Origin of the sequence: Leisingera methylohalidivorans DSM 14336 (assembly GCF_000511355.1) — a bacterium.
Taxonomy (GTDB): domain Bacteria; phylum Pseudomonadota; class Alphaproteobacteria; order Rhodobacterales; family Rhodobacteraceae; genus Leisingera; species Leisingera methylohalidivorans.
On sequence record NC_023135.1, the window covers coordinates 2,095,354 to 2,121,674 of the forward strand.

Genomic DNA, 26,321 nt, shown 5'->3' on the forward strand with positions numbered 1-26,321 from the left:
GCAGGCAATCGAATGACGCGACGCGCGGTAGTTGTTGGCACAGGACACTATCTCCCCGAACGGGTGGTTGAAAACGCGGAATTCGAAGCCACGCTGGATACCACGGACGAGTGGATCCGCAGCCGGTCTGGCATCGAACGCCGCCATTTCGCCGCCGAGGGGGAGACCACTTCGGACATGGCCGCCAAAGCAGCTGAACGCGCTTTGGCGGATGCGGGCCTGACCGCGGAAGATGTTGACGCCATCGTGGTGGCAACCTCCACCCCCGATCTCACCTTCCCCTCTGCCGCAACCATGGTGCAGTCCAAGCTGGGCATGACCAAGGGCTTTGCCTTTGACGTGCAGGCGGTCTGCGCGGGCTTTGTCTATGCGCTGAGCAATGCCAGCGCGCTGATCGCCTCGGGCCAGGCGGAACGGGTGCTGGTGATCGGCGCCGAAACCTTCAGCCGGATCATGGACTGGACCGACCGCTCCACCTGCGTGCTGTTCGGCGACGGCGCCGGCGCGCTGCTGCTGGAAGGCCAGGAGCAGCCCGGCACCCACCGCGACCGCGGCATCCTGTCGACCGACCTCAATTCCGACGGCCGCTACAAGGATCTGCTTTATGTAGACGGCGGCGTGTCGACGCAATCGACCGGCTATCTGCGGATGCAGGGCAACCAGGTGTTCCGCCATGCCGTCGAAAAGCTCGCCTCCACCGCGAACACCGCGCTGGACCGCGCCGGGCTTGCCGCCGCGGATGTGGACTGGATCGTGCCGCACCAGGCCAACATCCGCATCATCCAGGGCACCGCCAAGAAAATGGGCCTCAGCATGGACAAGGTGGTGGTAACCGTGCAGGATCACGGCAACACCTCCGCCGCCTCCATTCCGCTGGCCCTGTCTGTCGGCAAAGAGCGCGGCCAGATCAAACAAGGCGATCTGATTGTGACCGAAGCCATCGGCGGCGGCCTCGCCTGGGGGGCTGTTGTGGTACGCTGGTAACCCCGCAGCCTAAATTTCCGGCCGAAACAGCCGGCGCAATTCATTGATATTGACAGGGAAATTCCCCACACCCTATGCTTTGGCAAACAACAGGGATTGGTATGGGCGAAAAAACACTGACACGAATGGATTTGAGTGAAGCAGTTTTCCGGGAAGTCGGCCTGTCGCGCAATGAAAGCGCGCAGCTGGTGGAAAGCATGCTGCAATACATGTCGGATGCCCTGGTGCGCGGTGAACAGGTGAAGATCTCCTCGTTCGGCACATTCAGCGTGCGGGACAAATCAGCCAGGGTCGGGCGCAACCCGAAGACCGGCGAAGAAGTGCCGATTCAGCCGCGCCGCGTGCTGACCTTCCGGCCCTCCCACCTGATGAAAGACCGCGTGGCAGACGGCAACCGTAAATAACGGGACCAAAAGGCCATGTCGAAATCACCGGACGCGTTCCGCACAATCAGCGAAGTTGCGGAGTGGCTGGGCGTGCAGGCGCATGTCCTGCGCTTCTGGGAGAGCAAGTTCACCCAGGTCAAACCCGTCAAGCGCGCCGGCGGGCGGCGGTATTACCGGCCTGCGGATATGCTGCTGTTGGGCGGCATCAAGAAACTGCTGCATGACGACGGGCTGCCGATCAAGGAGGTGCAGGCGCTGCTGCGCGAGCATGGCACGGCGCATGTGTCCGGCTTCTCCCATTCGCTTGACGGCTCTGCCGATGACCGCCCCGATGCCCCGCCGCCGGCCGATAAACTGGGAGATGACTGGCAAAGCTCGCTGGAGCTGAGCCGGGACGCAGCCGCAGAGGACCCTGCCGGGAGCAGCAATGTGCTCGGCTTCCCCCCCGCATACGATGCGGTATCCGATCCTGTCTCCGGCCCCGCATCTGATTCCGCCCCCGCCCCGCAGACCCGGGTGGATCTCGAGCCGCCCGCCGCAGACAGCGGCGCAGATGGCGGCACCGAACAGCCAGAGCCGGGTCTTGGCGATGCCCCCGCGGCAGAGCAGCCGCTATCCAGCGCCCCCGTAGCCGATACCCCTGCGGCTCTGCCGGATGCCGCTGCCGATACGCCTGAAGATGCCGCCTCCCGGGATCAGCCCGCCGCCGAAGATGCCTCCGCAGATGAGTCCGGGGAGCGATTCGCCCAGCTTCAGCCAGTCGCCGGCGCCCCGGCCGCGGATCAGCCGGTCGCCGAGGCGCCTGAGCTGTCCCTGGATCAGCCGGCTGCAAGCGAAGCCGCGGCAGAACCGGAAGCAGCGGCAGAACCGGAAGACGCCGCAGAACCGATGGCAGAACAGGCTTTCGAAGCCGGGCCTGGCCCTGCGGCAGAAACGGCCCCTGCTGGGGCCCCTGCGCCCGGCGGGACAGCGGAGCCTGCAGAAGAACCGGCAGGTTTCGCAGCAGACGCCCGTCCGGCGGACCCGGACCCTGCCGCCGCGTTTGATCCCGCTTTGGACACAGCGCCGGCCCCCGCACCGGCCGAGGACACCCTGGTGGCTGCCGCCGGCCTGCAGCCGGACGAGCCGCTGGACTTCAGCTTGACCGCGCCCGGGGCCGATGCCGGACCTGCAGCCGGGTCAGCGCCTGTTTCCAAAGCAGATCCCGCGGCGTCCTTCCCGCCGCACGACCTGGACGCGGCCGCCCGGCAGGTCGATGCCCTGGAGTTTTCCTCCGGCTTCGACCCCGAGGCCGAAGCGCCCCGGGAAGGCCCGGCGGCACCCGAGACGGCGGCACCGCAAGAGGCTGCAGCGGACGCCCCGGCGCCCGGCGCGCCAGCCCAGCCGCCAGAATACCCGCCAGAGCTCCCGCCCGCCCAGCCGCAGATGCCGCAACCGGGTGTTCTGGCGCTTCTTGCCGCCATCCGCAGCCTGCCGCCGCACTCCGTGGCCGCAATTGCCGGCTGCGCTGCGGACCTGCGGGCGCTGGCTGCCGGCGGCACGGCTTCAGGGGCGCCCGACATCACCTGACCCCCCGCCTTACCCGGCGGCGGAACACCACTGCTGCCGGCGGCATGGCTGGCAACAGCCTCACCTTGCTGACTTTCTTTGCGGCGGTGCGAAAAATATTGCCGCCCCCTCTTGCCCCTGCCGTGAAAACGGTTAGAAGGCTCCTCAACGGGCTATGGCGCAGCCTGGTAGCGCGTCCGTCTGGGGGACGGAAGGTCGCAGGTTCGAGTCCTGCTAGCCCGACCATATGAAAACGCCCGGGTGTTCACGCACCCGGGCGTTTTCGTATCCTGCGCAAGGCTTTGGCGGTTGCGTGCAGGGATTGCGTACCGTGGCCAATTGAGCCAGCATCGCCGCAAAGCCGGCGCGGAGGGGAACAGGACATGACAGGCGTATTGCCCAGCCAAACCATTGAAAAGATGCTGGATCGCGGCGCGATTGCCGTCAGCACCCCGCTGGCCGAGGGACAGGTGCAGCCTGCCAGCCTTGATCTGCGCCTAGGCAACGTGGCCTACCGGGTGCGCGCGTCTTTTCTGGCCGGCCAGGGGCGCAGCGTTTCCGACCGTCTGACCGAGTTTGAAATGCACCGCATCTCCCTGGATGGCGGCGCGGTGCTGGAAAAAGGCTGCGTCTATGTGGTGCCGCTGATGGAAAGCCTGGCGCTGCCCGCGAATGTCTCCGCCGTGGCCAATGCCAAAAGCTCCACCGGGCGGCTGGATCTTCTGACCCGCACCATCACCGACGGCGGCGAGGAATTCGACCGTATCAAACCCGGCTACACCGGCCCGCTTTATGCCGAGATCTGCCCGCGGTCGTTCTCGGTGCTGGTGCGTCCGGGCATGCGGCTCAACCAGATCCGCTTCCGCACCGGCCAGGCGGTGCTGTCGGATGCCGAGCTGAAGATGCTGCACGCGGGCTCCCCGCTGGTCGACGGCGCGGCGGTGATCGAGGATGGCCTGGGCTTTTCCGTCGATCTGAAACTGCCGGGCAGCGATCTGGTCGGCTACCGCGCCAAGCCGCATACCGGCGTCATCGACCTGGACCGGATCGGCGAATACGATCCGCAGGAATACTGGGAAGAGGTGCGCACCAAGGACGGCCGCATCATCCTGGATCCCGGCGCCTTCTACATTCTGGTCAGCCGCGAGGCGGTGCACATCCCGCCCGCCTATGCCGCCGAGATGGCGCCCTATCTGGCGATGGTAGGCGAATTCCGGGTGCATTACGCGGGCTTTTTCGATCCCGGGTTCGGCCATGACGCGGCCGGCGGCACCGGCTCGCGCGGGGTGCTGGAGGTGCGCTGCCACGAGGCGCCTTTTGTGCTGGAGCACGGCCAGGTTGTCGGGCGTCTGGTCTATGAGAAGATGGCCGAGGTGCCCGAGCAGCTGTATGGCGCCGGGATTGCCTCGAATTACCAGGGCCAGGGGCTGAAACTGTCCAAGCATTTCAAAACGCCGGCCTGATCGCGATCGGGGCAGCACCCGGCCCCTGGGCCGGGCCTCGCTTCACCGGCGCGGCATGCGCCCGCTGCTTCGCCGTACCCGCCTGCACCGGCCGGTCCCGACGCGGTCACCGCAGCGTTCAGGGGCAGCTGGCGCGGCTTAGCTCTGGCGGCGCCCCGGCTTGACCGATGGAATGCGGGAGCTGCCTGCCTGCGGGGCGGACGGCGCGCTGTGCCCCGCACCCTGCCCCTTGCCGCGTTTGGCAACCGCGCGGATGCCGGCATTGACGCCTGTATTGACCGCGCGGCTGACCAGCCGCCGCAGAATCATGCTGATGATTGAATTAAGAGTCATGGACGTCGCCCCGCTTGCTGCCTGCCCGTTGCCTTAACGGCAAATTAAGACAATTCCGGGGCGCAGAACACCCCGGGACAAGACCCCGGCGGACACGATTGCGAAACCCGCGCCCTGCGGTGTCATTCTTCGAACAGTTCCGCCTGTTCTTCCGGGTCCTCGTCGTCCTCGCCCCCCTGGCCCGACACCAAGGAACCCGGCGGCGGCCGGTTTTCCAGCAGGCCTGCGGCGCGCAGCTCCTTCAGCCCCGGCAGGTCGCGGGCGCTTTCCAGACCGAAGTGATCGAGGAAGACCGGTGTCACCACAAAGGTCACCGGGCGGCCCGGCGTCATCCGGCGGCGGCCCAGACGGATCCAGTCCATCTCCATCAGCTGGTCAATGGTGCCGCGCGACACCGACACGCCGCGGATTTCTTCGATCTCGGTGCGGGTGACCGGCTGGTGATAGGCGACAATCGCCAGGGTTTCGATCGCGGCGCGGCTCAGCTTGCGCAGCTCGGTGGTTTCCTTCTGCATCAGGAAGCCGAGGTCCGGCGCGGTGCGGATCGCCCAGGCATCGCCTAAGCGAACCACCCGCACGCCGCGTCCCTCGTAGCGCTTGCGCAGATGCTCCACCGCCTCGCGCGGGTTGCAGCCATGCGGCATCCGGCCTTCCAGATCGCGCAGGGTGACCGGCTCGGCGCTGGCAAACAGCACCGCCTCCACCATCCGCTCCTGCTCGGCCATCGGCGGCGCGTCGAACAGCGTGTCGCTCTCTTCGCGGATGGGAGCGCCGTGGCTGTCCAAAAGCTGGTCTTCCATCAGGTATCCTCGTTCAGGCTGCGCAGCTGGATCGGCGCAAATGATTCACTCTGGCGCAGCTCAAGCTTGCCTTCCTTCACCAGCTGCAAAGAAGCGGCAAAGGTCGAGGCGGTGGCCGAGCGGCGCTTGACCGGATCGCTGTGCCAGCCGTCCGGCAGATAGCTGATCAGATCGGTCCAATCGCCGGTGAAGCCCAGGAGATGGCGCATCCGCTCCAGGGCTTCTTCCATCGTGAAGACCGACTCCCGGTCCATCACAAAGGGGCGGAAGTCCTCCTTGGTGCGGATGCGGGCGTAGGCCTGCATCAGATCCAGCAGGTTGGCGGTATAGGTAACGGTCTTGATCCGGGCGACACTCTCTTCCTCGCCGCGGGCGAAGAAGTCGCGGCCCAGCCGGTCGCGGGCCAGCAGCCGGGCAGAGGCATCGCGCATCGCCTGCAGACGCTCCAGCTGAAACGCCAGGTGGGCGGCCAGCTCCTCGCCCGAGGGGCCGTCCTCCTCCGGGTCCGGCGGCAGCAGCAGGCGGGATTTCAGGAACGCCAGCCAGGCTGCCATCACCAGATAATCGGCGGCCAGTTCGATCCGCAGCTCCTTGGCCTTGTTGACAAAGGTCAGATACTGCTTGGCCAGCTCCAGCACCGAGATCTTGCGCAGGTCCACCTTCTGGGTACGCGACAGCGTCAGCAACAGGTCGAGCGGGCCTTCGAACCCGTCCACATCCACGATCAGGGCCTCGGCTGCCAGCCGGTCCTCTACTGCCGTGTCCGCGTCTGAAAAGAGTGTCTGCTCAGCCATACACCTGCCCGCCCATGAGGGCGGCAAGTTCGTCTTCGGCGGCCTGAATGTCAAGATCCGCAGGGGGTTTGCGGGCCGCCAGCGCCTGCTCTGCGCGGGTTTGCGCCGCCTCCGTCATGGCCCCTGCGGCCCCGGCCACCGCAATCCGTTCCTGCAGCGAGGCATTGCACAGCAGAACCACATCGCAGCCCGCCTTGATCGAGGCGCGGGCATTGTCCGCCAGGGATCCTTTGAGCGCCTTCATCGAAATATCGTCGGTCATGATCAGACCGTCAAAACCGATGCGTTCGCGGATCAGCCGCATCACCACCGGCGATGTGGTGGCGGGGCGGCCGTCATAGGCGTCATAGACCAGATGCGCGGTCATCCCCAGCGGCAGGTCGTTCAAGGCCTGGAACGCGGCAAAGTCGCTTTGCTCCAGCACGCCGGGTTGGCTGGCCACATGCGGCAGGTCCAGGTGGCTGTCGGCGGTGGCACGGCCGTGGCCGGGGATATGTTTCAGCACCGGCAGCACACCGCCGTCCAGATGCGCGGCTGCCACGGCTCGGGCGATCCCGGCCACCGCATCGGCGCTGGTGCCATAGCAGCGGTTTTTCAGAAACTCATGGGTTTCCGCACAGGCCACATCGGCAATCGGCGCGCAGTTGCTGTCGATCCCGAGGCGGAGCAGTTCATCGGCAATCAGCCGGTAGCGCAGATACATCGCCCGCGCGGCGTCCGCGCCCGCCCGCTGCACATGCTCCAGCGGCGGCAGCCAGTTGCGCGCCAGCGGATTGCGCAGCCGCTGCACCCGGCCGCCCTCCTGGTCGATGGTGATCGGGGCATTGCGGCCCACGGCCTCGCGGAAGTCTGCGCACAGCGCCTGGATCTGTTCGGCGCTGTCCAGATTGCGGGCAAACAGGATAAAACCGAACGGATCGGCATCGCGGAAGAACGCCTTTTCATCGGCGGTCAGCCGCAGGCCTTCGGCGTCGAGGATGGTGGCTCCGTAGGTCATGGGCGTCCCCAGTTGTTCGCGCTCCCCCGGCTCACTCAAGGAAAGGGCTGCGCCCGTCCCGGCGGGGAGGGTGCAAAGCGCCCGCCCCGTGGGGGCCGGGACGGGCGCTGCCCGGCCTTCCAGCCGGGCGGTACAAAAGTTTGCAACCGGCACTGCTGCCGCTTGGGTGCCGTTTTGGTCAGCGTGTGGTTACCGGAATGCAATCGGCATTGCCAGCCACCAGCGCCGAGCAGAACCGGCGCGCGTCCGACAGGCCGGCAAAGCCCATCGCCCGCAGGCGGTAGAACGTGCGGCCGCCGCTTTCGGCGCGCTGGATCACCCGCTGCTTGCCCTCAAGATAGTCAGAGAAACGGGCATGGATACGGTCCCATTCGGCGCGCGCCACCTCCGGGCTTTCATAGGCGCCAAGCTGCGCCAGCCTGGTGCCTGCCGCAAGGGTTGCCGGATCCACATCAACGGATGCCGCGCGTGCTGCCGGTGCGGCTGCGGCCGGAGCCGGGCTGAACCGTGCGGGCCGGGCCGATGGCCGCAGCGAGACCTTGATGCCCGGCGCATTCAGAATGGCAGGCGGCGGGACTGCGGCGGCACGCGCCGGCTGCAGCGGTTGCGGCTGCACGATGGCAGGGGCCGCCGCCGACGCCGGCACAGCAGCGGACACCGGCTCGGCCTCACGCGCCAGTTCGGCGACCAGCGCGTCGATATCGCCGTTCTGGAAGGAGGCCACTGCGTCTTCACTGACGCCGGGCGCGGCTTCGGCGGCCAGTTCCGGCAGCGGTTTGTCATCTTCGGTCAGCTCTATCGCGGCGGGCGCCAGTGTCAGCCGGTCGGCCGGCGCCTCGGCGCTGCCGCTGGCGGCAACCGCATTGACCGCCAGCCCCTGATGGTCCGCCTGCGCGCCGCCCGGCAGAGCCGGCTGTTCACGCATCGGGCCTTCGGCTGCGCGCACCACCGGCACGCCGCTGACATCCCGCATCACCAGCTTGTAGCCCCAGAAGCCCACCCCGGCGACCAGCGCAATCGAGGCCGCCGCGCCCAGAATGCTCAGCGATTTCGAGAATCGCGCCCGCAGCCCGGCGGGGGTTGCAAAAACCGCAAAGTCCTGGGGGGCATGCCCCTGCCCGTCGGGCTGGTAGCCATAGGCCGGGTTTTCATAGCCGTAGGCCGGCTCAGCCCCGGGCCCGGAATAGTGCTGGCCGGTATACTGATGTGTGTATGTGCTGTCCGCGGCGGCGTCCTGTTCGTGACCGCTGCCTTGTGTATAGGCGTGCCCCTGGCCCGCCTGCGCAAAATACGCCATTGTCCGCCTCACTGCCCGGTTCGGCAGCGCCTGTTCAGCGCTGCGCCCCAAGTCTCTTGAACTGCCTCAATCCGGCGGATGTGCAATTTTCACCAAAGCGGCTTCCGCCCCTTTTGGTTATCGCATCTCTTCTGCCGGTTTCACGCCAAGAATACCAAGACCTGCGGAAATGACAACGGAAACGGCCCGGGCCAGCGCCAAATTCGCATGTGTTGCCGATTGGCTGCTCTCGTTAACAAATCGTAAACCTTCGTTCGATTTGCCCTGATGGTACAGCCCGTGCAGCTCGGAGGCGAGATCATAGAGGAAGAAAGCCACCCGGTGCGGCTCATGGGTGCGGGCGGCGATTTCCACCTGGCGCGGCCATTCGGCCAGCTTTTTCGCCACCGCCAGCTGCGCCGGGTCCGAGATCAGGCCCAGATCGGCGCCCGCCAGGGTGGCGTCATCGGCGGCAATGTTCTGCTCCGCCGCCTTGCGCAGGGTCGAGCAGATCCGCGCATTGGCATATTGCACGTAGAACACCGGGTTGTCCTTGGACTGCTCCAGCGCCTTGTCGAGGTCAAAGTCGAAACCCTGATCGTTCTTGCGGGTCAGCAGCATGAAACGGGTCACATCGGGGCCGACGGCATCGACCACATCGCGCAGGGTGACAAAGGTGCCCGCCCGCTTGGACATCTTGAATTCCTGGCCGTCCTTGAACAGTTTCACCAGCTGGCACAGCTTGATGTCCAGCGGCACCCGGCCGTCCGACAGCGCCGACACCGCCGCCTTCATCCGCTTGACATAGCCGCCGTGGTCGGCGCCGAAAATGTCGATCAGCTCGTCAAAGCCGCGCTCCACCTTGTCATAGTGATAGGCGATGTCCGGTGCGAAATAGGTCCAGGCGCCATCGGATTTCATCACCGCCCGGTCAACGTCGTCGCCGTGGTCGGTGGATTTGAACAGGGTCTGCTCGCGCGGCTCCCAATCATCGGGCTTCTTGCCCTTCGGCGGCTCCAGCACGCCCTGATAGATCAAGCCCTTGGATTTCAGCGCTTCCAGCGCGGCCTCGATCTTGCCGGTGCCATAGAGGGATTTCTCCGAATAGAACACATCCATCTCGATACCCAGCTGGGCCAGATCCTCGCGGATCAGCGCCATCATCGCGTCGGTGGAGAATTCCCGCACCTCGGCCAGCCAGACGTCCTCGCCCTTGCCGACATAGGCATCGCCCGCCTTGTCCTTCAGCGCCTGCCCCACCGGTTTCAGGTAATCGCCCGGATAGGTGCCATCGGCAAAAGCCACTTCCTGCCCGTGCGCTTCCAGGTAGCGCAGGTAGACTGAGCGCGCCAGCACATCGACCTGGCCGCCGCCGTCGTTGATGTAGTATTCGCGGGTGACGTCATAGCCGGCATAGGCCAGCAGCGAGGCCAGCGCATCGCCGAACACCGCGCCGCGGGTGTGGCCCACATGCAAGGGGCCGGTCGGGTTGGCCGAGACATATTCCACGTTCACCCGCTTGCCCGCGCCGGTCTCCGAGCGGCCGAAATCCGTGCCTGCGTCCAGGACCGATTTCACCACGTTCTGCCAGATCCCGGGCGCCAGCCGCAGGTTGAGAAAGCCGGGGCCGGCGACCTCGGCCGAGGTGACACGGTCATCCGCGGCCAGCTTTGCGGCCAGCGCCTCGGCAATATCGCGCGGCTTCATCCTGGCGGGCTTGGCCAGCACCATCGCCGCATTGGTCGCCATATCGCCATGCGCCGCATCACGCGGCGGCTCCACCGCCACATTGGCAAAATCAAGCCCTTCGGGCAGCGCGCCTTCGCCGGTCATGGCGGTCAGGCTGTCAATCACAAGCGAGCGGATATCGGTAAAAAGGTTCATATCTGGCGTCCCATATGTTCAGCACAGCGGATACCTAGGGCCAGAGGCAGGGTCAACAGCATTGCAGGTGCCGCCCGGGGCCTCAGGCGCAACACACCGGAAAAATCGAATTTTCCGGCCATTTTTGTTACTGAAGAAATATGCGCTGCTGACGCGGCGCGGGCATCACAGAACCGCCGTCCGGTCTTCCAGGATCTTGCCCCAGGCGAAGATCTCATAAGACCGGAAGGCCGGCACGTAGAACGGGTCTCCGTGAATCAGATGCTCCACCTCGATCCGGTCCTCGGCCTCGACAATCCACAGCGCGCCGCAGAAATCGCCCTCCGGATCCTGCTTCAGCCCGCCGCCGATGCGCAGCTCCGGATGGTCTTCGACATAGGCAACATGGGCCTCGCGCCGCGCCTTGCTGGCGCGCACGCCCGTCATCGCCGGCGCGTCCCGGAACATCACCGCCCAGCGGATCAGCACCGGCGCGGCCCGGCGGCTTTCCCGGGGTGCGGTCATGACAGCATTCCCTGAATGGCCGAGGCGGTGCCCCATTCGGTGATTTTGTAGCTGCGCAAGGACGCCACGAAATAGGGATCCTGCAGGATCAGCCGCTCAACATCCTGGCGGCTCTCCGCCTCCACATTCCAGATTGCACCGGGGAAATCCTGCATCGGCCGCATCGCCAGCGCGCCGCCGATCTGCAGCTCGGGCCGCGCGCGCACAAAGGCGATATGCGCCTCCCGCCGCTTCCTGTCGCCGCGCACCCGGTCCATTTCGGGCTTGTCCGTGAATGTGACGGTCCAGCGTGCCATGGCTTTCCCCTTTGCTGCCCTTCCCCGGGGCTTACCGCCGATGCGCAATTGCATCATAGGGCCAGATGATAGCACGGATTAGGACCAATTCCCGCCCTGACCGCCGGCAGCGCTGCGGTTCGGTTTTCCTCTTGCTGCAAATACCCCCGCCGGAGGCCTCCGCCGCCGCCATTGGCGCCCGGCCGGAGGCGGCACCGGAGATGGCAGGGGCGTTGCGGCAGCCCCCGTTGCACCGCACGCCCCGCTTGCGCCGCCTTAACCGGGATATGCGAAGGTCTCCCCGCTGCAGCACATGGCGCGGGCCTGGCACCCCGCGCGCACCAGGAGACCAGGACCCCGGAGACCACCTCGGCAAAAGGTGCAGGGGCGTCTGACTGATGAAGCTTTTGACCGGACACGGGGCGCGCTGGCGTTCCGGCCCTTCCCTCCGCCCCCGTGGCGGCGCCGCCATCTCTCCCCTGCCCCTGAACGGAACATGCAAAAGGACAGCAGCAGACACCGCAGAGACGGAAGCCCTCAGACCTCGACCTTCACCCCGATCAGCCGCTCATGCTGCTGCAGGGCGAAACGGTCGGTCATGCCGGCGATATAGTCCGACACGATCCGCGCCAGCGCGGTGCGGTCCGCCGCACCGGCAATATCGGCGTGCCAGCGCTCCGGCATGTCCTGCGGATTGTCCAGAAAGTAGGGAAACAGCGCCTCCACCACCTTGGCGACCTTGGCGCGTTTCTCCATCACCGAAGGTGCCCGGTACATGCGGGTGAACAGAAATGCGCGGATCTCCTTCAGCCCTGACCACAGCTCCGGCGAGAATTGCACCACCGGGTGATCCAGCGCCCGCACGTCTTCGACGCTCTGCACGCCTGCATCCGCCAGCAGCGCCCGCGCGGTGCCGATCACATCGCCCACCATTACCCCGAAAAAGCGCCGCAGCGCCTCATGGCGGCGGCGGTTCGGGTCCAGCCCCGGATACAGCCTGTCCACCGCGCCATAGGCCTGGTCCAGCAGCGGCAGCCGCGCCAGGTCATCGTCGGTGAACAGCCCGGCCCGCAGCGCATCATGCAGGTCGTGGTTGTTATAGGCGATGTCATCCGCCAGTGCCGCCACCTGCGCCTCGGCACTCGCGTGGGTGTGCAGCTCCAGATCCACCGCCGCATTGCATTCCGCCAGCGCCCAGGGCAGCTCCCCCACCACCGGGCCATTGTGTTTCGCAATCGCTTCAAGAGTTTCCCAGGTCAGGTTCAACCCGTCGAATTCCGCATAGTGGCGCTCCAGACAGGTGACAATGCGGATCGCCTGGGCATTATGGTCGAAGCCGCCATAGGGTTCCATCAGCCCGTGCAGCGCATCTTCGCCGGTGTGGCCGAACGGCGTGTGCCCCAGATCATGCGCCAGCGCCACCGCCTCGGTCAGCTCCTGGTTCAGCCCCAGCGCGCCCGCAATGGTGCGGCCCACCTGCCCCACCTCGATCGAATGGGTCAGCCGGGTGCGGTAATTGTCGCCCTCATGTTCGACAAAAACCTGGGTCTTGTGCTTCAGCCGCCGGAACGCGCTGGCATGGATAATGCGGTCGCGGTCGCGCTGATAGGGAGAGCGGAAGGAGCTTTCCTCCTCGGTCACCTGCCGGCCGCGGCTGCGGTCCGGTGACGTGGCATAAGGGGCATGCATGTTAAATCTTTTCTCCAGCAAATCTTGCCGCCTGAATTGCACCTTCATATATAATGCCTTGAGCTGCAACACGGCATTGGAGAGACCGCATGAACCTGCCCCCGAAAGTCACCGACCGCGCCTTTGCCCGGCTGGCCGAGATTGGCGCCGCGGACCAGGGCCAGGCGCTGCGCGTCGCGGTCGAAGGCGGCGGCTGCTCGGGCTTTCAGTACGAGATCGCCCTGGACGCGCCCAAGACGGACGATCTGGTGCTCGAAGGCCAGGGCGAAAAGGTGGTGGTGGACGAGGTCTCGCTGCCCTTCCTGGAAAACGCCGTGATTGATTTCACCGAAGAGCTGATCGGCGCGCGGTTCACCATCGAGAACCCCAACGCCACCTCCAGCTGCGGCTGCGGCACTTCGTTTTCAATGTAACCCGGCTTCCAGTCCGGCTGACCCTGCGCCCGGTCCGGGCCGCGCATGCCGCCAACGCGCATTTAACGATGCCGCCTTGCCGTCAGGCAAGGCAGCGCCCGCCCTCATCTTAAGGGGCGGGCGCTTCGCTCCCCTGGCGGGGCGCAAATGTTCAGCCGCAATGCGGATCCGGCGCTAGGGATCGGTCTGCAGCCGCCCCGAACTGCGCAGCCGGGGCATCGCCGGGGCAAACTGATCCCAGACCAGATACAGCCCCGAGGCAATCACGACGGCGCCGCCGATATAGGTTGAGGCCGGCGGGAACTCCCCGAAAAAAACCGAGCCGATAACCGCCATCCAGATGAACTGCAGGTTCATCAGCGGCGTCACCGCATAGGAAACCAACAGCCGCAGCGCCACCACCAGCAGCCAGCGCGCGCCGAACAGCAGCAAGGCATAGGCAGCAGCCCAGGCCACATCCGCAATCGGCATCGGCACCCAGACAAAGGGCAAGAACAGCAGCATCGCCCCGCACAGCGTCAGGTTGGGATAAAAGACCTGGGCCAGCGCATTGCTTTCATAGCGGCCGATAAACCGTGCCAGGGTCATGGAAAATGTGCCGGACACCACCGCGCAGAAGGCAATGATATGACCCCAGGAGGAATGCGCGTCCTCATTGCCATGCGGCAGCAGGAACAGCACGCCGCAGAACCCCGCAGCCAGCGCAACCCAGGCCGCCGGGCGCACCGGCTCCTTCAGTACCGCGCCGGACATTGCACCCGCCAGCAGCGGCATCAGGCCGATGAACACAAACACCTCGGCAAAGGGCAGCAGCCGGAACGCATAGAAGAAACAGACCGCGGCGATCAGCGCTGCCACCGACCTCAAAGCCATCGCCCGCGGGCAACAGGTGCGGAACCCGCCGCGCAGGGAGGGAACGCGGTCCGCCAGCAGGCAGAAGCCCGCCACCATGGCGCCCGACAGCGCATAAAGTTGCGCCGCCGCATATTGCCCCGCCAGCAGTTTGGTGATCCCGTCCGCCGAGGCGATCAGCCCGGTGTAGGCCAGCACCAGAAGCGCGCCGCCCAGGGCCTGATTGCCGGGGCAGCCCATCACGCCGCCCCGGCGCTGCCCGCCCGGGCAAAACCTTCGAAAAATCCGCCGAACCGTGCACAGCTGCGCTCCGCTGCAGTGAGCAGCCCGTGTTCTTCTTCGCTCAGGACGGCCTCAGCGCGCGCCTTCACCGCGCTCCAGCTCGTCCGCGCCATCCCGGCGTGGAAAACGGCTTCAGACAGGCGCCTCAAGATACTTCCTCCCTGCTGCGCCGACACATGCATCCCGCCCATCGGGACCGCCTGCCGGAAGGCCGGACGGCCGGACAGCAGCATCAGCCAATTCACCACAAAATACTCGTGATACGCATCATGATGTCCAATAAATTCTCCCTTAGCGAGCATAAAGGCAGAAACCTGCCGGTCGAGCCAAGCCTCCCAGGCGGCGGGCGGCTGCCCGCCGGCAAAGCGCAGCGCGATGCAGATTTCTGCCAGCAGGTCGGCATTCTGATCGAGAAAAGCCACCAGGCCGGCAAATTCCAGACTGGTGAACGCCGCTTCCGGCAGGTCCGGATCGCGGCGGCCGTACTCGGACAGGTAAAAGACGATGTGGGTCAGCTCATAAGCGGCTTTTTTATTCGGAATGGCAAAGGTCTGCGGATTTGAAATGAAACCGCGCAGCCGGTCGTCCAGCCCGTCATCCCGCAGATCCACCCCGCGCCGCGCCAATAGCCGCCGCGCCTCGGCGCGCTGCAGATCCGACAGCTCGGCCTGCGCCAGCCCCTGCTCCGACACCCAGCCGGCCAGATGCGCACCGGTCTGCCCCGGCAGGCCCAGGTCCTCCAGATCCAGGCAGATCGACAGGATAAAGCGGTAATACTGCCGGAAGAAGCTGAGATGACGCGCCGCCCCCTGGTAGAACGGCTGCAAGGGCTGCAGGGCGATTGCGGCAACATCCGCCCCGGTGCATTCCAGAATATTCAGCAGCTCGGCGTTCTCCTTGAGCCAGAACACGTCCTCCTGGCTGCGCCGGTGCCTTGCAAAACCGGCAATCAGCGCCTCTTGCGCAGCGGCCCGGGACTGGCGGGCGGCTGGGGAGAAAAACGGAATAATCTGGGCCATGGGAACCTCGTTCGGACAGATGCGGCGCGAGACCGGCGGCCCCGGTGCAGGGCCGCCCAGGGACAGGAGCCGGAACAAAGCCCGGCCCCGTCCGGATCAGCTGCCCGAGGAGAACAGCCGGGTGGCATCGCCCGCGCTGACCCGCGCCGCGGTTGCAGGGGCAGAGCCGGAGGAGAACAGATGCGTCCCCTCGCCCGCGCCCGCCTTTGCCGTTGCGGCCGGGGCCGAGCCGGAAGAGAACATCTCCGTCAGATCACCGGACGCAACCTCAGAGTGTTCAGCGGGAGCAGAACCGGAGGAAAACATCTGCACCAGATCGCCTGTCCGGCTGCCGGACTGCGCCGCGGGGGCCGAGCCCGAGGAGAACATTTCCACCAGGTCGCCCGCTGCGGTTTCACCGCGTGCCGACGGCGCCGAGCCGCTGGAGAATAAACCGGTTTCACCGCCTGCCCAGCTTTCGGCTGCCTGCGGCATGGAGCCGGAAGAAAACAGCGACACGCCCTCCCCCGCGCTCAGGCCGGCCATGCACTCCGGCGCCGATCCGGAGGAAAACATCCCTGCCGCATCGCCCTCGAACAGGCTGGAACCTGCGGCCGGGCGGCTTGCGTGGATGGTCTGGATTTTATGCTGAGCAGTCATCTGGAACCCCATTCGTTAAAGACAAAAGGCTCCTCAACGCTGGCACGGCCATCGTGCAGCGCAAACAGAAAATGCAATTTCACATTGTATTTTCTAGCGGGGACTACATTAACTTCAACCCGCTATTTTTTGCGCAATTTCAATTATTTCAACTCATCCACAGCTTATGCACCGCGTTATTCACACGCATATTATTGCAAAATAAAGAAACTCAACCTGAGGGGTACTTTTCACCTGTGCAAAACAGAGGTGATTCGCCGTGCCGTCAGTGATTCGCGAACTCCGCTTCGGGCTTGCCCCGGGGTGCTGATTCAGCGATAGATCAGCCTCGAATAAAGCAATCTGCGCCGGAGGCAAGCCATGAAAATCGCCACATTTAATATCAATGGCATCAAGGCCCGGGCCAAGGCGCTGCCGGACTGGCTGGATGAGGCCCAGCCCGACGTGGCGGTGCTGCAGGAGATCAAATCGGTCGATGAGGCGTTTCCGCGCGAAATGCTCGAAGAGCGCGGCTACAATGTCGAAACCCACGGCCAGAAAAGCTTTAACGGCGTGGCGATCCTGTCAAAGCTGCCGCTGGAGGATGTGCGCCGCGGGTTGCCCGGCGATGACAGCGACGAACAGGCGCGCTGGATTGAGGCGACGGTGGTCGGCAAGCAGGCGATCCGCATCTGCGGTCTCTATCTGCCCAACGGCAACCCGGTTGAGCTGGAGGCGGACGGCCGCCCGGCGGCGGGCGGTAAATATGCCTATAAGCTGGCCTGGATGGAGCGGCTGAAGACGCGGGCGCAACAGCTGATGGACAGCGAGATGCCGGCGCTGATGGCGGGCGACTACAACATCATTCCGCAGGCCGAAGACGCCAAGCGGCCCGAAGCCTGGCTGGAGGACGCGCTGTTCCGCCCGGAAAGCCGGGCCGCGTTTCAGCGGATTGTGAACCTCGGCTTTACCGAGGCGTTCCGGGCCCGGCACCAGGGACCGGGGCACTATTCCTTCTGGGATTATCAGGCCGGCGCGTGGAACCGTGATGACGGCATCCGCATCGACCATTTCCTGCTGACGCCGCAGGCCGCCGACCTGTTGCGCGACTGCCAGATCGACAAGGACGTGCGCGGACGCGAAAAACCCTCGGACCACGTGCCGGTCTGGGTGGATCTGGACATCTGACACCCAGCGCCGCCCGCGCCGCGCCTCAGCGCGGCGCCCGGCCCAACAGGGCCCGGGTCATCTCCGATGCACCGGGACGGGGCGGGAGCCCGCCGCCTGCGCTGCCTCAGGCGGTGACGTCGTGGCGGTAGATCCAGTCGAACTGGCTGACCATCTTGCCCGGTGCCAAGCGGCCGCCCAGCCTCAGAACCTGATGCGCAGGCCAGCTGAGCGGTGCGCGCAGGTGATATTTCCAGGCGTTTTTACTGGCGGCCTGCACCACGTTTTCCGCCCGCTCCCGGCGGCGGGATTGATAGCGTGCCAGGCCGCGCGCGACATCCGGCGCCTCCCGCAGGGACCGGGCCAGCACCCAGGCATCCTCCAGCGCAAGATTGGCGCCCTGGGCCATGAACGGCAGCGTCGGATGCGCGGCATCACCCAAAATCGCGGTATTTTCGCCGTGCCAGCCGGCCGCCACCGGATGCCGGAACAGCCCCCACAGCAGCACATCCTCCACTGCCTCCAGCAGCGCCGCGGCCGTGCCGCCGAAGCGGGAGAAGGCGGCGCGCAGATTGGCGGGGTCGTCCTTGACGTTCCAGCCCTCTTCGGCCCAGGCGCGGCGCTCCTGCACTGCGACCAGATTCATCAGGCTGCCGTCGCGCAAGGGATACGCCACCAGATGCCGCCCCGGCCCCATGAATACCTGCGCCTCCGCGGGCAGGTTCAGATGGTTGGGCACGGTGGCGCGCCAGGCGACCTGGCCGGTGAAGACGGGCGTGCGCGCGCCGTTCAGCGCCACCCGGGTTTTCGAGTGCAGCCCGTCGGCGCCCACCACCAGATCGCTGCCGCATTGGGCGCCGTTGCAGAGGCGCACGACCGGCTGCGGGCCGGGCACGACCCGCTCGGCCTTTTGCAGCAGCCGCACCTGCACGCCTTCGCGGCGGGCGGCGCCGGCCAGGATGCCGACCAGGTCGGAGCGGTGCACGAAGTAATAGCGCAGGCCCGCGGCATGTTCATCAAGATCCAGCCGCAATACCTGGCCGCCGCGGCGGTGGCCGCGCAGCACCACGGCGCGGGCCCGCTGCGAACACCAGGCAAGGTCATCGGCCAGCCCCAGCGCCTTCAGCACGGCAACGCCGTTGGGAGTGATCTGCAGGCCTGCGCCCACTTCGGAGATCGCCTCGGCCTGCTCCAGCACAGTCACCGATGCGCCAAAGCGGCGCAGCGCCAGCGCTGCGGTCAAGCCGCCGATCCCGGCGCCGATGACAGTTATTTTCAGGCCTCTGAGTTCCATGAGCTCCTGCAGATTCTCCGCCCGCTCCCAATGAAACAAAAAACGCCGGAGCAAAAGACCCCGGCGTCATCTAATTTTCGGTTTGCCCGCCTCAGCCGGCCGTCAGTCGTCGCGGTGGACTTTTTCGCGGCGCTCGTGGCGCTCCTGCGCTTCCAGGCTCATGGTGGCGATCGGACGCGCGTCAAGGCGCTTCAGCGAGATCGGATCACCGGTCACTTCGCAGTAACCGTATTCGCCTTCGCCGATGCGGCGCAGGGCCGAGTCGATCTTGGCGACCAGCTTGCGCTGGCGGTCGCGGGTGCGCAGTTCCAGCGCGCGGTCGGTTTCTTCGCTGGCACGGTCGGCAACATCCGGTATGTTGCGGGTGTTGTCCTGCAGCCCTTCGATGGTATCGCGGCTGTCGGACAGCAGATCTTGTTTCCATTCCAATAGTTTGCGTCGGAAATACTCAAGCTGCCGGTCGTTCATGAACGGCTCATCTTCAGCCGGTCTGTAGTCGTCCGGCAGAAACACCTCTTGCTTCATTTCGGCTCCTTCGGTCTGGCCCATAATGCTGGTCATAACTTGCACCTGAACATTTTGGCTCTCCCCTCTGCCGCAGCGTTTATCCCCATCAGAAGGGAATGTCACTACACAATAGTGGCGCCGTTTGGTTAAAACCGTGATAAGAACTTAGCGCCGCGGCACCGATCAGGACTGGAACAGGAAAGATATGCAATTTCAGGGCACTAAAGAATATGTCGCAACGGATGATTTGAAAGTTGCGGTCAATGCGGCGGTCACGCTGGAGCGTCCGCTGCTGGTCAAGGGCGAGCCGGGCACCGGCAAAACCGAGCTGGCCAAACAGGTGGCCGGAGCCCTGGGGCTGCGGATGATCGAATGGAACGTGAAATCCACCACCCGCGCCCAGCAGGGACTGTATGAATATGACGCCGTCAGCCGGTTGCGCGACAGCCAGCTGGGCGATGCGCGCGTCAATGATGTGAAAAACTACATCAGGAAGGGCAAGCTGTGGGAAGCCTTTGAAGCCGGCGAAAAAGTCGTGCTGCTGATCGACGAGATCGACAAGGCCGATATCGAGTTCCCCAATGACCTGCTGCAGGAACTCGACAAGATGGAGTTCCACGTCTACGAGACCGGCGAGATGGTCAAGGCCAAGCACCGCCCGATCATGATCATCACCTCGAACAATGAAAAAGAGCTGCCGGACGCCTTTTTGCGGCGCTGTTTCTTTCACTACATCCGCTTCCCGGATGCGCAGACGATGAAGAAAATCGTCGAGGTGCATCATCCCGGCATCAAGGACAGCCTGCTGACCGCCGCGCTGACCCAGTTCTACGAGATCCGCGAGACCCAGGGCTTGAAGAAAAAGCCGTCGACCTCCGAGGTGATCGACTGGCTGAAGCTGCTGCTGGCCGAGGATCTGTCACCGGAGGACATCGCGCGGGACGGCGCCGATGCGCTGCCCAAACTGCATGGGGCGCTGTTGAAGAACGAGCAGGACGTGCATCTGTTCGAACGGCTGGCCTTCATGGCGCGCGGACGCCGCTGATCTGCTTTACGGCCGGGACAGGCAGGCGCGCGGCCTGGCGGCTGTCTGTTTCGCTTCAAATTGCTGCCGCATTCCCCTATCAGAGGACACAGAACCGGGCAGCACAGCCCGGGCTGACAGGAGACTCCCCGAGTGCCCGCTGACGTTGCCCCGGTTTCACAGTTCATTGTCCGCCACCCTGAATGGCGGTCCGCCCGCAGGCCTGCCGGCCTGCGCGTGCTGCGGGGCGCGGTGGCCGGGCTAGCTGTGGCTGCGCTGGCCGCCTGTGCCGCCCCCGACATAAGGGTCGCAGCGCCGACCCGCGCCGCAGCTGCGCCGGTTGCGCTGCCGCCGGTCAAGGTGTTCACCGCCAGCCGGCCGCAGCCGCCGCAGCGCTCCAACGCTGATATCGCGCGGGATTTTCTGGATCTGCATTTCCGGCTGGAAGGCGGCAGCACCCTGCCCCAGTTCACCCGGTTCGAGACCCCGATCACCCTGCGGGTGACCGGCACGCCCGCACCGGGTTTCAACCGCGATCTGACCGCGCTGCTGACCCGGCTGCAGACCGAGGCCGGGATCCCGGTGCGGCGGGTGTCGGGCGGCGCGGCCAATATCACCATCCAATCGGTATCGCGCGCCGAGATCCGGCGGGCTCTGCCCAAGGCCGCCTGTTTCGTGGTGCCCAACGTCGCATCGCTGAGTGAATACCGCCGCAACCGGCGCAGCCCGCGCACCAATTGGTCGCTGCTGCGCAGCCGCGGGAAACTGGCGGTGTTCATCCCCAATGACGTCAGCCCGCAGGAAGTCCGCGACTGCCTGCACGAGGAGCTGGCCCAGGCGATCGGGCCGCTGAACGATCTGTACCGGCTGCCGGATTCGATCTTCAACGATGACAATATCCACGCGGTGCTGACCGGCTTTGACATGCTGATTCTGCGCGCCACCTATGCGCCCGAACTGCGCACCGGCATGAGCCGGGCCGAAGTCGCCGCACGGCTGCCCGCGGTGCTGGCGCGCCTGAACCCGGGCGGCGCGCGCACCGCGTCACAGCGGCTGCCGGAAACCCCGCGGGCCTGGATCGCGGCCTATGAGCAGGCGCTGGGGCCGCAAGCCTCGCTGCGGGACCGGCTGCGCGCCGCCAACACCGCCGCCGCGATTGCCCGCGATCTGGGCTGGCAGGACCACCGGCGGGCCTTGAGCCATTACACATTGGGCCGGATGCTGCATGTCCGCGAACCGGAGCTGGCGCTGCAGCATTTCCTGACCGCCCAGACCTATCTGCAGGGGCTGCCCGGCACCCGGATGCACCAGGCCAAGCTGGCGGTGCAGCTGGCGGCCTATGAGATTGCCGCGGGCAACGGGGGGGCTGCGCTGGCCCGCCTGACACCCGCTGCCGCCGCCGCGGCACAGCATGAAAACGCCGCCCTGCTGTCGACGCTGCTGATGCTGCAGGCCGAAGCGCTGGATCTGCAGGGCCGCGTGGTGGAGGCGCGCAGGGTCAGGCTGGACAGCCTGGGATGGGCGCGCTACGGGTTTGGCCCGGATTGGGCGGTCGAGGCCCGGCTGGAAGAGATTGCCGCGCTGCGCCCTTCCGGATCCTGATCCTGCAACACGAGACAAAAGACGGAAAAGACCATGATCGTAATCGCCGGCTTGGTGCTGGGTGCCGCAATTGGCGCAATGAAGGCCCGCAAACGTGGCGGCAATACCCTGGACATGCTGCAATACGGGGCTGTCTATGCCATCGTATTCGGTATGCTTGGCCTGCTGGCAACCATCCTGACCCACCGGGTGCTGGCATAACTGCTCAGCAAAGGCTCCGCGATGTTCCAGCCCTTCTTTGAAAACCTGCGCAAGGCGGCCATTCCGGTCTCTTTGCGCGAATACCTGACCTTCCTGGAAGGGATGAAGGCGGGGCTGGCGACCTATGATATCGAGGCGTTCTATTTCCTCGCCCGCGCGGCGATGGTGAAGGACGAGCGCAACATCGACAAGTTCGACCGCGCCTTTGCCGCCACCTTCAAAGGGTTGGAGGCAATCCCGGCCGAGGCGGTGATGGACGCCGTCGATATCCCCGAAGACTGGCTGCGCAAGATGGCTGAAAAACATCTGAGCGCCGAGGAGAAAGCCGAGATCGAGGCGCTTGGCGGTTTTGAGAAGCTGATGGAAGCGCTGCAGGAGCGGCTGAGGGAGCAACAGGGACGCCATCAGGGCGGCAGCAAGTGGATCGGCACTGCGGGCACGTCGCCCTTTGGCGCCTATGGCTACAATCCCGAAGGCGTGCGCATCGGCCAGAATGAAAGCCGCCACCAGCGCGCGGTCAAGGTCTGGGACAAGCGCGAGTTCAAGAACCTGGACGGCGATGTCGAACTGGGCACCCGCAACATCAAGGTCGCCCTGAAACGGCTGCGCCGCTGGGTCCGCCAGGGCGCGCATGAGGAGCTGGATCTGGACCGCACCATCCGCTCCACCGCCGAGCATGGCTATCTGGATGTGAAGACCCGGCCCGAGCGGCACAATGCGGTGAAGGTGCTGCTGTTCCTGGACGTGGGCGGCTCGATGGATCCGCATATCCAGGTGGTGGAGGAGCTGTTCTCGGCCGCGCGGACCGAGTTCAAGCACCTGGAGTACTACTACTTCCACAATTGCCTGTACGAAGGGGTCTGGCGCGACAACCGGCGGCGCTGGGGCGAGAAGACCCCGACCCATGAGGTGCTGCGCACCTACGGGCCGGACTATAAATGCATCTTTGTCGGCGATGCCTCGATGTCGCCTTACGAGATCGCCTATCCCGGCGGCGCCAATGAGCATTGGAACGAGGAAGCGGGCCAGGTCTGGCTGCAGCGCGCCCGCGACGCCTGGGCGTCGAACCTGTGGATCAACCCGGTGCCGGAGAAATACTGGGACTATACCCATTCGATCGGCATGATCCGCGAGATATTCGAGAACCGGATGGTGCCGATGACGCTGGACGGGCTGGAACGCGGCATGAAGGAGCTGTCGCGCTAGGGGTCTGTTCCCGGCAGCCCGTCAGCGCGGCGGATTAAAGCAACAGGTGACGGCGGCTCTCCCGCGCCTGCAGGCGCGCCGGCTGGCGCCAGCCCCCCTTGGCAGGCTTGGGCATGGCATCCTGCCTTGGCAGGATGCGCGCCGGACCTTCAGGTCCGGCGCCGGGCCCAACCGGCAGACCGGCAGTTTCAATGCAGGCCGGACGGGCGGGAGCTGCGCCTGGCACGCGGGCATTGCGCAGCCCCGCCCCTAGACGCCCCACAGCCCCCAGCTGCCCATTGCGGCAACCGGCACGAACAGCCAGCCCTGCGGCAGCAGGCCATAGCCCGCGCGCCGCAGCGGCGGCACCGCGATGCCGATCGCCGCGGTCACTGCCGCCATGACCGTGCCCGCCAGCGCCATGTCGGCCGAGCCGCGGGCGCCAAGAAACAGGAACAGCGCCATCAGGCCCAGGTAGCCGGTCACCAGATGCCAGCAGAACAGGGTGGTTTCGCGCACAACTTCCGGCAGCTTCCGGTCCTGTGCCAGCGGCACCGCGCATTCCCGGCCGCCGATGACGGCATGAACGCCCATCCAAAGCGCCGCCAGCGCTGACGCCGCAAGTAAAATCCAATGCATCGCAATTCTCCAATTCCTGAAATGAAATCAAGGCTGCGGACCGGTAGAAGCAGCCTCCCGCCACAGTCAGATCACGCCATTCCGGAGCGGGCCACTGGAAATTCCGCGCAACCGCTGCATTTGCCGCAAGGTCACATCGGCAGCGGTTGATTGCACCGCCGGGCATTCATCGATCCTGTGACCGCATGAGCAGCGCCGCGCCCGCAACCGGCCCGGTTTGCCGACCCAGATTCCAGCCAGCTGGGGTGGCGCGCCGCGGCGCCGGGCCTGCGCTGGGAACGCAGACGGCGGCGGGGGATGGCGCGCGGCGGCGGGAGGATGAAGACGGCGGAGGCGGCACGCGATGCGCAGTGGCTCCGGCTGGGCAGCGGTCTGGGATTTTGAGGCCCCGGGGACGTCGGAACCATTGCCGCTGCAGCCCGCCCCCGCCGCGCGGACCGCAATTCTTTTTTGCACAACCCAAAGCAGTCTGCCTGCGGAAATCCGCCGCTTGGAACGGCATCCGGCGCATGTCCGCCGAAGCGCGCCCCGTCCGGTTGAACGGGCCGCTTTCCAACCGCTATCCATAAACAAAAGAACAAGCGGCAAAACAAAGGCCGCAGTCCCCGAGCAGGAGCCTCGCGTGAGCGTGCCGCATCAAGACATCCCTCCCCGTGGCGGTGCCCCCGCTGCAGCCATAAAGCCGTTTCAGATTCGCGGGCGGTATTTCACCGCTGTTGCGCTGCGCCCGGAGGACGGGCCGCTGGATCAGGCGTTTTATGCCGCGCTGGACGCGCAGCTGCGCTGGAGCCCGCATTTCTTTGACGGCGCGCCGCTGATCCTGGATCTGGCCCAGGCGCCGGGTTTGAACCGCCCGGCTGAGCTGCGGGCACTGACCGACAGCCTGCGCAGCCGCGGGCTGGCAGTGTTCGGTGTGCAGAATGCCTCGCCCCTGCAGGCGGCCGCAGCCGGGGACGCCGGGCTGATCACCATCGCCAGCGGCAAGGATGCGCCGCTGAACACCGACGGCCCGGCCCGGCCCGGTACCCGCCGGGAATTGCCCAAGAAATTGCGCCCGCCGCAGAACCGGCTGATTACCCAGCCGGTGCGCTCGGGCCAGACGGTGGTGGCCGAGGGCGGCGATCTGGTGGTGGTCGGACCGGTCAGTTCCGGCGCCGAGCTGATTGCGCGCGGCAGCATTCATGTCTATGGCCGCCTGCGGGGCCGGGCCATGGCAGGCGCCGAGGGCGACGAGGACGCCCGGATCTTTTGCCACAGCCTGGACGCTGAACTGCTGGCGGTCGCCGGGCTGTACCGGACAAGCGAGAATTTGGAGCCGGAGCTGTTGAACCATCCGGTGCAGGTGTTCCTGCAGGACGGGCGGCTTTGTGTGGAGACCCTGGGATGAGCGCAGGGATAAGGAAGGCGGGACGATGAGCAAGGACCTGAAACTGGAAGAGCCGCTGGGCAAGGTGATCGTGGTCACCTCGGGCAAGGGCGGCGTTGGCAAAACCACCACATCCGCAGCTGTCGGCGCGGAACTGGCGCGGCGCGGCCATAAGACGGTGGTGATCGATTTCGACGTCGGATTGCGCAACCTGGACATGATCATGGGCTGCGAGCGCCGCGTGGTGTTCGATTTCATCAACGTCATCCAGGGCGACGCCAAGCTGAAGCAGGCGCTGATCCGCGACCGGCGGCTGGAGACGCTGTCGGTGCTGCCGACCTCGCAGACCCGCGACAAGGAAGCGCTGAGCCGCGAAGGCGTCGAAAAGGTGCTGGAAGAGCTGCGCCAGGAGTTCGACTACATCATCTGCGACAGCCCGGCGGGCATCGAGCGCGGCGCCCAGATGGCGATGTATTTTGCCGATGAGGCGATTGTGGTGACCAACCCCGAGGTTTCATCTGTGCGCGACAGCGACCGGGTGCTGGGATTGCTGAACAGCCTGACCAAACGGGCCGAGCAGAAAGGCGCCGAGCCGGTGAAGGCGCAGGTGCTGATCACCCGCCACAACAAGGCGCGGATCGAAAGCGGCGAGATGATGCCGGTCGAAGACGTGCTGGAAATCCTGGCCGTGCCGTTGCTGGGGATCATCCCCGAAAGCGCCGCGGTGCTGCGCGCCTCCAACCTGGGCGTGCCGGTGGTGCTGGATGAGCCCTCGGCGGCGGCCACCGCCTATGAGGACGCGGTGGGCCGGCTGATCGGCGAGCAGATCGAAATGCGGATCGCTGCGGACCGGCGCCCCGGCCTGCTGCAGCGGCTGTTCGGACGGGCGGTGTAGCGGGATGTTCGGTTTCTCTCTCCGCCCCCGCAAGCCCTCGGCCAGCACCGCCAAGGAACGGCTTCAGATCCTGCTGGCGCATGAGCGCAGCGGCAGCGGCGGCGCCAGCCCTGACTGCCTGCCGCAATTGCAGCGCGACATTCTGGAGGTGATCCGCCGCCACATGCAGATCGGCGACGAGGCGATCGACATCCGCATGGAACGCGGCGATGAGCTGTCGAGCCTGGAGATCAACATCGAGTTTCCCGGCAAGCTGGGCGTGAACTGATCCGTTCAGACGGGCCGCGCATGTTCCGGCCGTTTTACTGAATTCCGGCGCAGTTT

28 protein-coding genes and 1 tRNA gene are annotated in these 26,321 nt (G+C 65.7%); 14 read left to right on the plus strand and 15 right to left on the minus strand.

Going from position 1 to position 26,321, the window contains the following annotated elements; all coding sequences use genetic code 11:
- Nucleotides 1-12: 12 nt before the first annotated feature.
- The 5 genes from METH_RS10420 (at nt 13) to METH_RS10440 (ending at nt 4,381) form a co-directional block, all read left to right on the plus strand.
- Nucleotides 13-984 (plus strand): beta-ketoacyl-ACP synthase III, encoded by a 972-nt coding sequence (locus tag METH_RS10420; protein ID WP_024090430.1) that lies wholly within the window; start codon nt 13-15, stop codon nt 982-984.
- Nucleotides 985-1,085: 101 nt separating this feature from the next.
- Nucleotides 1,086-1,388, plus strand: a complete 303-nt coding sequence (gene ihfA, locus METH_RS10425; RefSeq protein WP_024090431.1) for an integration host factor subunit alpha — start codon at nt 1,086-1,088, stop codon at nt 1,386-1,388.
- Nucleotides 1,389-1,403: 15 nt separating this feature from the next.
- Entirely contained in the window at nt 1,404-2,939 is a 1,536-nt protein-coding gene (locus METH_RS24810; protein ID WP_024090432.1) for a MerR family transcriptional regulator, read from the plus strand.
- Nucleotides 2,940-3,087: 148 nt separating this feature from the next.
- Nucleotides 3,088-3,164, plus strand: a tRNA-Pro gene (locus METH_RS10435).
- Nucleotides 3,165-3,301: 137 nt separating this feature from the next.
- On the plus strand, nt 3,302-4,381 hold the full coding sequence (locus METH_RS10440; RefSeq protein WP_024090433.1) for a 2'-deoxycytidine 5'-triphosphate deaminase: 1,080 nt from the start codon (nt 3,302-3,304) through the stop codon (nt 4,379-4,381).
- A 138-nt stretch (nt 4,382-4,519) separates the two neighbouring features.
- On the opposite strand, the gene METH_RS10445 is transcribed toward METH_RS10440, so the two are convergent.
- The 9 genes from METH_RS10445 to METH_RS10485 all read right to left on the minus strand — a co-directional run bounded on the left by METH_RS10445 (nt 4,520) and on the right by METH_RS10485 (nt 12,933).
- Nucleotides 4,520-4,714, minus strand: coding sequence for a hypothetical protein (locus METH_RS10445; RefSeq protein WP_024090434.1), 195 nt, complete (start codon nt 4,712-4,714; stop codon nt 4,520-4,522).
- A gap of 122 nt (nt 4,715-4,836) precedes the next feature.
- Nucleotides 4,837-5,514 carry an SMC-Scp complex subunit ScpB gene (gene scpB, locus METH_RS10450; RefSeq protein ID WP_024090435.1) on the minus strand — a complete coding sequence of 226 codons (678 nt, stop codon included), beginning with the start codon at nt 5,512-5,514 and terminating at the stop codon, nt 4,837-4,839.
- Nucleotides 5,514-6,308: a segregation and condensation protein A gene (locus tag METH_RS10455; RefSeq protein WP_024090436.1), complete on the minus strand. Its 795-nt coding sequence runs from the start codon at nt 6,306-6,308 to the stop codon at nt 5,514-5,516. The genes scpB and METH_RS10455 overlap by 1 nt, the downstream gene beginning before the upstream one ends.
- The gene (gene nagZ / locus METH_RS10460) at nt 6,301-7,305 is read right to left on the minus strand and encodes a beta-N-acetylhexosaminidase (protein WP_024090437.1); all 1,005 of its coding nucleotides are present in this window, start codon (nt 7,303-7,305) and stop codon (nt 6,301-6,303) included. The genes METH_RS10455 and nagZ overlap by 8 nt, the downstream gene beginning before the upstream one ends.
- Before the next feature lie 178 nt (nt 7,306-7,483).
- A complete protein-coding gene (locus METH_RS10465) occupies nt 7,484-8,602 on the minus strand; it encodes an SPOR domain-containing protein (protein ID WP_024090438.1) in 1,119 nt (372 codons plus the stop codon).
- A gap of 117 nt (nt 8,603-8,719) precedes the next feature.
- The gene (gene argS / locus METH_RS10470; protein WP_024090439.1) at nt 8,720-10,465 is read right to left on the minus strand and encodes an arginine--tRNA ligase; all 1,746 of its coding nucleotides are present in this window, start codon (nt 10,463-10,465) and stop codon (nt 8,720-8,722) included.
- Between the two features lie 165 nt (nt 10,466-10,630).
- On the minus strand, nt 10,631-10,969 hold the full coding sequence (locus METH_RS10475) for a YciI family protein (RefSeq protein ID WP_052348697.1): 339 nt from the start codon (nt 10,967-10,969) through the stop codon (nt 10,631-10,633).
- Complete coding sequence (locus METH_RS10480) at nt 10,966-11,265, minus strand: YciI family protein (protein WP_024090441.1); 300 nt, start codon at nt 11,263-11,265, stop codon at nt 10,966-10,968. The genes METH_RS10475 and METH_RS10480 overlap by 4 nt, the downstream gene beginning before the upstream one ends.
- A gap of 516 nt (nt 11,266-11,781) precedes the next feature.
- A complete protein-coding gene (locus METH_RS10485; protein ID WP_024090442.1) occupies nt 11,782-12,933 on the minus strand; it encodes a deoxyguanosinetriphosphate triphosphohydrolase in 1,152 nt (383 codons plus the stop codon).
- An 89-nt stretch (nt 12,934-13,022) separates the two neighbouring features.
- On the opposite strand from METH_RS10485, the gene METH_RS10490 reads away from it, so the two are divergent.
- The gene (locus tag METH_RS10490; protein ID WP_024090443.1) at nt 13,023-13,346 is read left to right on the plus strand and encodes a HesB/IscA family protein; all 324 of its coding nucleotides are present in this window, start codon (nt 13,023-13,025) and stop codon (nt 13,344-13,346) included.
- Between the two features lie 174 nt (nt 13,347-13,520).
- On the opposite strand, the gene METH_RS10495 is transcribed toward METH_RS10490, so the two are convergent.
- The 3 genes from METH_RS10495 to METH_RS10505 all read right to left on the minus strand — a co-directional run bounded on the left by METH_RS10495 (nt 13,521) and on the right by METH_RS10505 (nt 16,138).
- Complete coding sequence (locus METH_RS10495) at nt 13,521-14,438, minus strand: DMT family transporter (protein ID WP_024090444.1); 918 nt, start codon at nt 14,436-14,438, stop codon at nt 13,521-13,523.
- The gene (locus METH_RS10500; RefSeq protein ID WP_024090445.1) at nt 14,438-15,499 is read right to left on the minus strand and encodes a DUF6902 family protein; all 1,062 of its coding nucleotides are present in this window, start codon (nt 15,497-15,499) and stop codon (nt 14,438-14,440) included. Before METH_RS10500 ends, METH_RS10495 begins: the two co-directional genes overlap by 1 nt.
- Nucleotides 15,500-15,595: 96 nt before the next feature.
- Nucleotides 15,596-16,138 (minus strand): DUF6749 family protein, encoded by a 543-nt coding sequence (locus METH_RS10505; protein WP_044008630.1) that lies wholly within the window; start codon nt 16,136-16,138, stop codon nt 15,596-15,598.
- A 360-nt stretch (nt 16,139-16,498) separates the two neighbouring features.
- Between METH_RS10505 and xth the strand changes: the two genes are divergently transcribed.
- On the plus strand, nt 16,499-17,305 hold the full coding sequence (xth, locus tag METH_RS10510) for an exodeoxyribonuclease III (protein WP_024090447.1): 807 nt from the start codon (nt 16,499-16,501) through the stop codon (nt 17,303-17,305).
- A gap of 106 nt (nt 17,306-17,411) precedes the next feature.
- On the opposite strand, the gene METH_RS10515 is transcribed toward xth, so the two are convergent.
- Both METH_RS10515 and dksA read right to left on the minus strand, forming a co-directional pair.
- Nucleotides 17,412-18,578, minus strand: coding sequence for an FAD-dependent monooxygenase (locus METH_RS10515; protein WP_024090448.1), 1,167 nt, complete (start codon nt 18,576-18,578; stop codon nt 17,412-17,414).
- A 102-nt stretch (nt 18,579-18,680) separates the two neighbouring features.
- Nucleotides 18,681-19,103 carry an RNA polymerase-binding protein DksA gene (dksA, locus tag METH_RS10520; protein WP_044008631.1) on the minus strand — a complete coding sequence of 141 codons (423 nt, stop codon included), beginning with the start codon at nt 19,101-19,103 and terminating at the stop codon, nt 18,681-18,683.
- A 187-nt stretch (nt 19,104-19,290) separates the two neighbouring features.
- On the opposite strand from dksA, the gene METH_RS10525 reads away from it, so the two are divergent.
- From METH_RS10525 to METH_RS10540, 4 genes are all read left to right on the plus strand, one after another.
- The gene (locus tag METH_RS10525; protein ID WP_024090450.1) at nt 19,291-20,130 is read left to right on the plus strand and encodes an AAA family ATPase; all 840 of its coding nucleotides are present in this window, start codon (nt 19,291-19,293) and stop codon (nt 20,128-20,130) included.
- 132 nt (nt 20,131-20,262) lie between these two features.
- Nucleotides 20,263-21,711 carry a DUF2927 domain-containing protein gene (locus METH_RS10530; RefSeq protein ID WP_425412300.1) on the plus strand — a complete coding sequence of 483 codons (1,449 nt, stop codon included), beginning with the start codon at nt 20,263-20,265 and terminating at the stop codon, nt 21,709-21,711.
- A gap of 33 nt (nt 21,712-21,744) precedes the next feature.
- Entirely contained in the window at nt 21,745-21,912 is a 168-nt protein-coding gene (locus METH_RS24325; protein ID WP_024090452.1) for a hypothetical protein, read from the plus strand.
- Between the two features lie 21 nt (nt 21,913-21,933).
- Nucleotides 21,934-23,118: a vWA domain-containing protein gene (locus METH_RS10540; protein ID WP_024090453.1), complete on the plus strand. Its 1,185-nt coding sequence runs from the start codon at nt 21,934-21,936 to the stop codon at nt 23,116-23,118.
- A gap of 249 nt (nt 23,119-23,367) precedes the next feature.
- Here the strand turns inward: METH_RS10540 and METH_RS10550 are convergent, their stop codons facing one another.
- Nucleotides 23,368-23,736: a hypothetical protein gene (locus tag METH_RS10550; RefSeq protein ID WP_024090455.1), complete on the minus strand. Its 369-nt coding sequence runs from the start codon at nt 23,734-23,736 to the stop codon at nt 23,368-23,370.
- 622 nt (nt 23,737-24,358) lie between these two features.
- Between METH_RS10550 and minC the strand changes: the two genes are divergently transcribed.
- From minC to minE, 3 genes are read left to right on the plus strand one after another with little or no spacing between them, the layout of a single operon-like run.
- Entirely contained in the window at nt 24,359-25,123 is a 765-nt protein-coding gene (minC, locus tag METH_RS10555) for a septum site-determining protein MinC (protein ID WP_024090456.1), read from the plus strand.
- 25 nt (nt 25,124-25,148) lie between these two features.
- Nucleotides 25,149-25,997: a septum site-determining protein MinD gene (gene minD, locus METH_RS10560; RefSeq protein WP_024090457.1), complete on the plus strand. Its 849-nt coding sequence runs from the start codon at nt 25,149-25,151 to the stop codon at nt 25,995-25,997.
- Nucleotides 25,998-26,001: 4 nt separating this feature from the next.
- Nucleotides 26,002-26,265 (plus strand): cell division topological specificity factor MinE, encoded by a 264-nt coding sequence (gene minE, locus METH_RS10565; RefSeq protein WP_024090458.1) that lies wholly within the window; start codon nt 26,002-26,004, stop codon nt 26,263-26,265.
- The last annotated feature ends 56 nt before the right edge of the window (nt 26,266-26,321 follow it).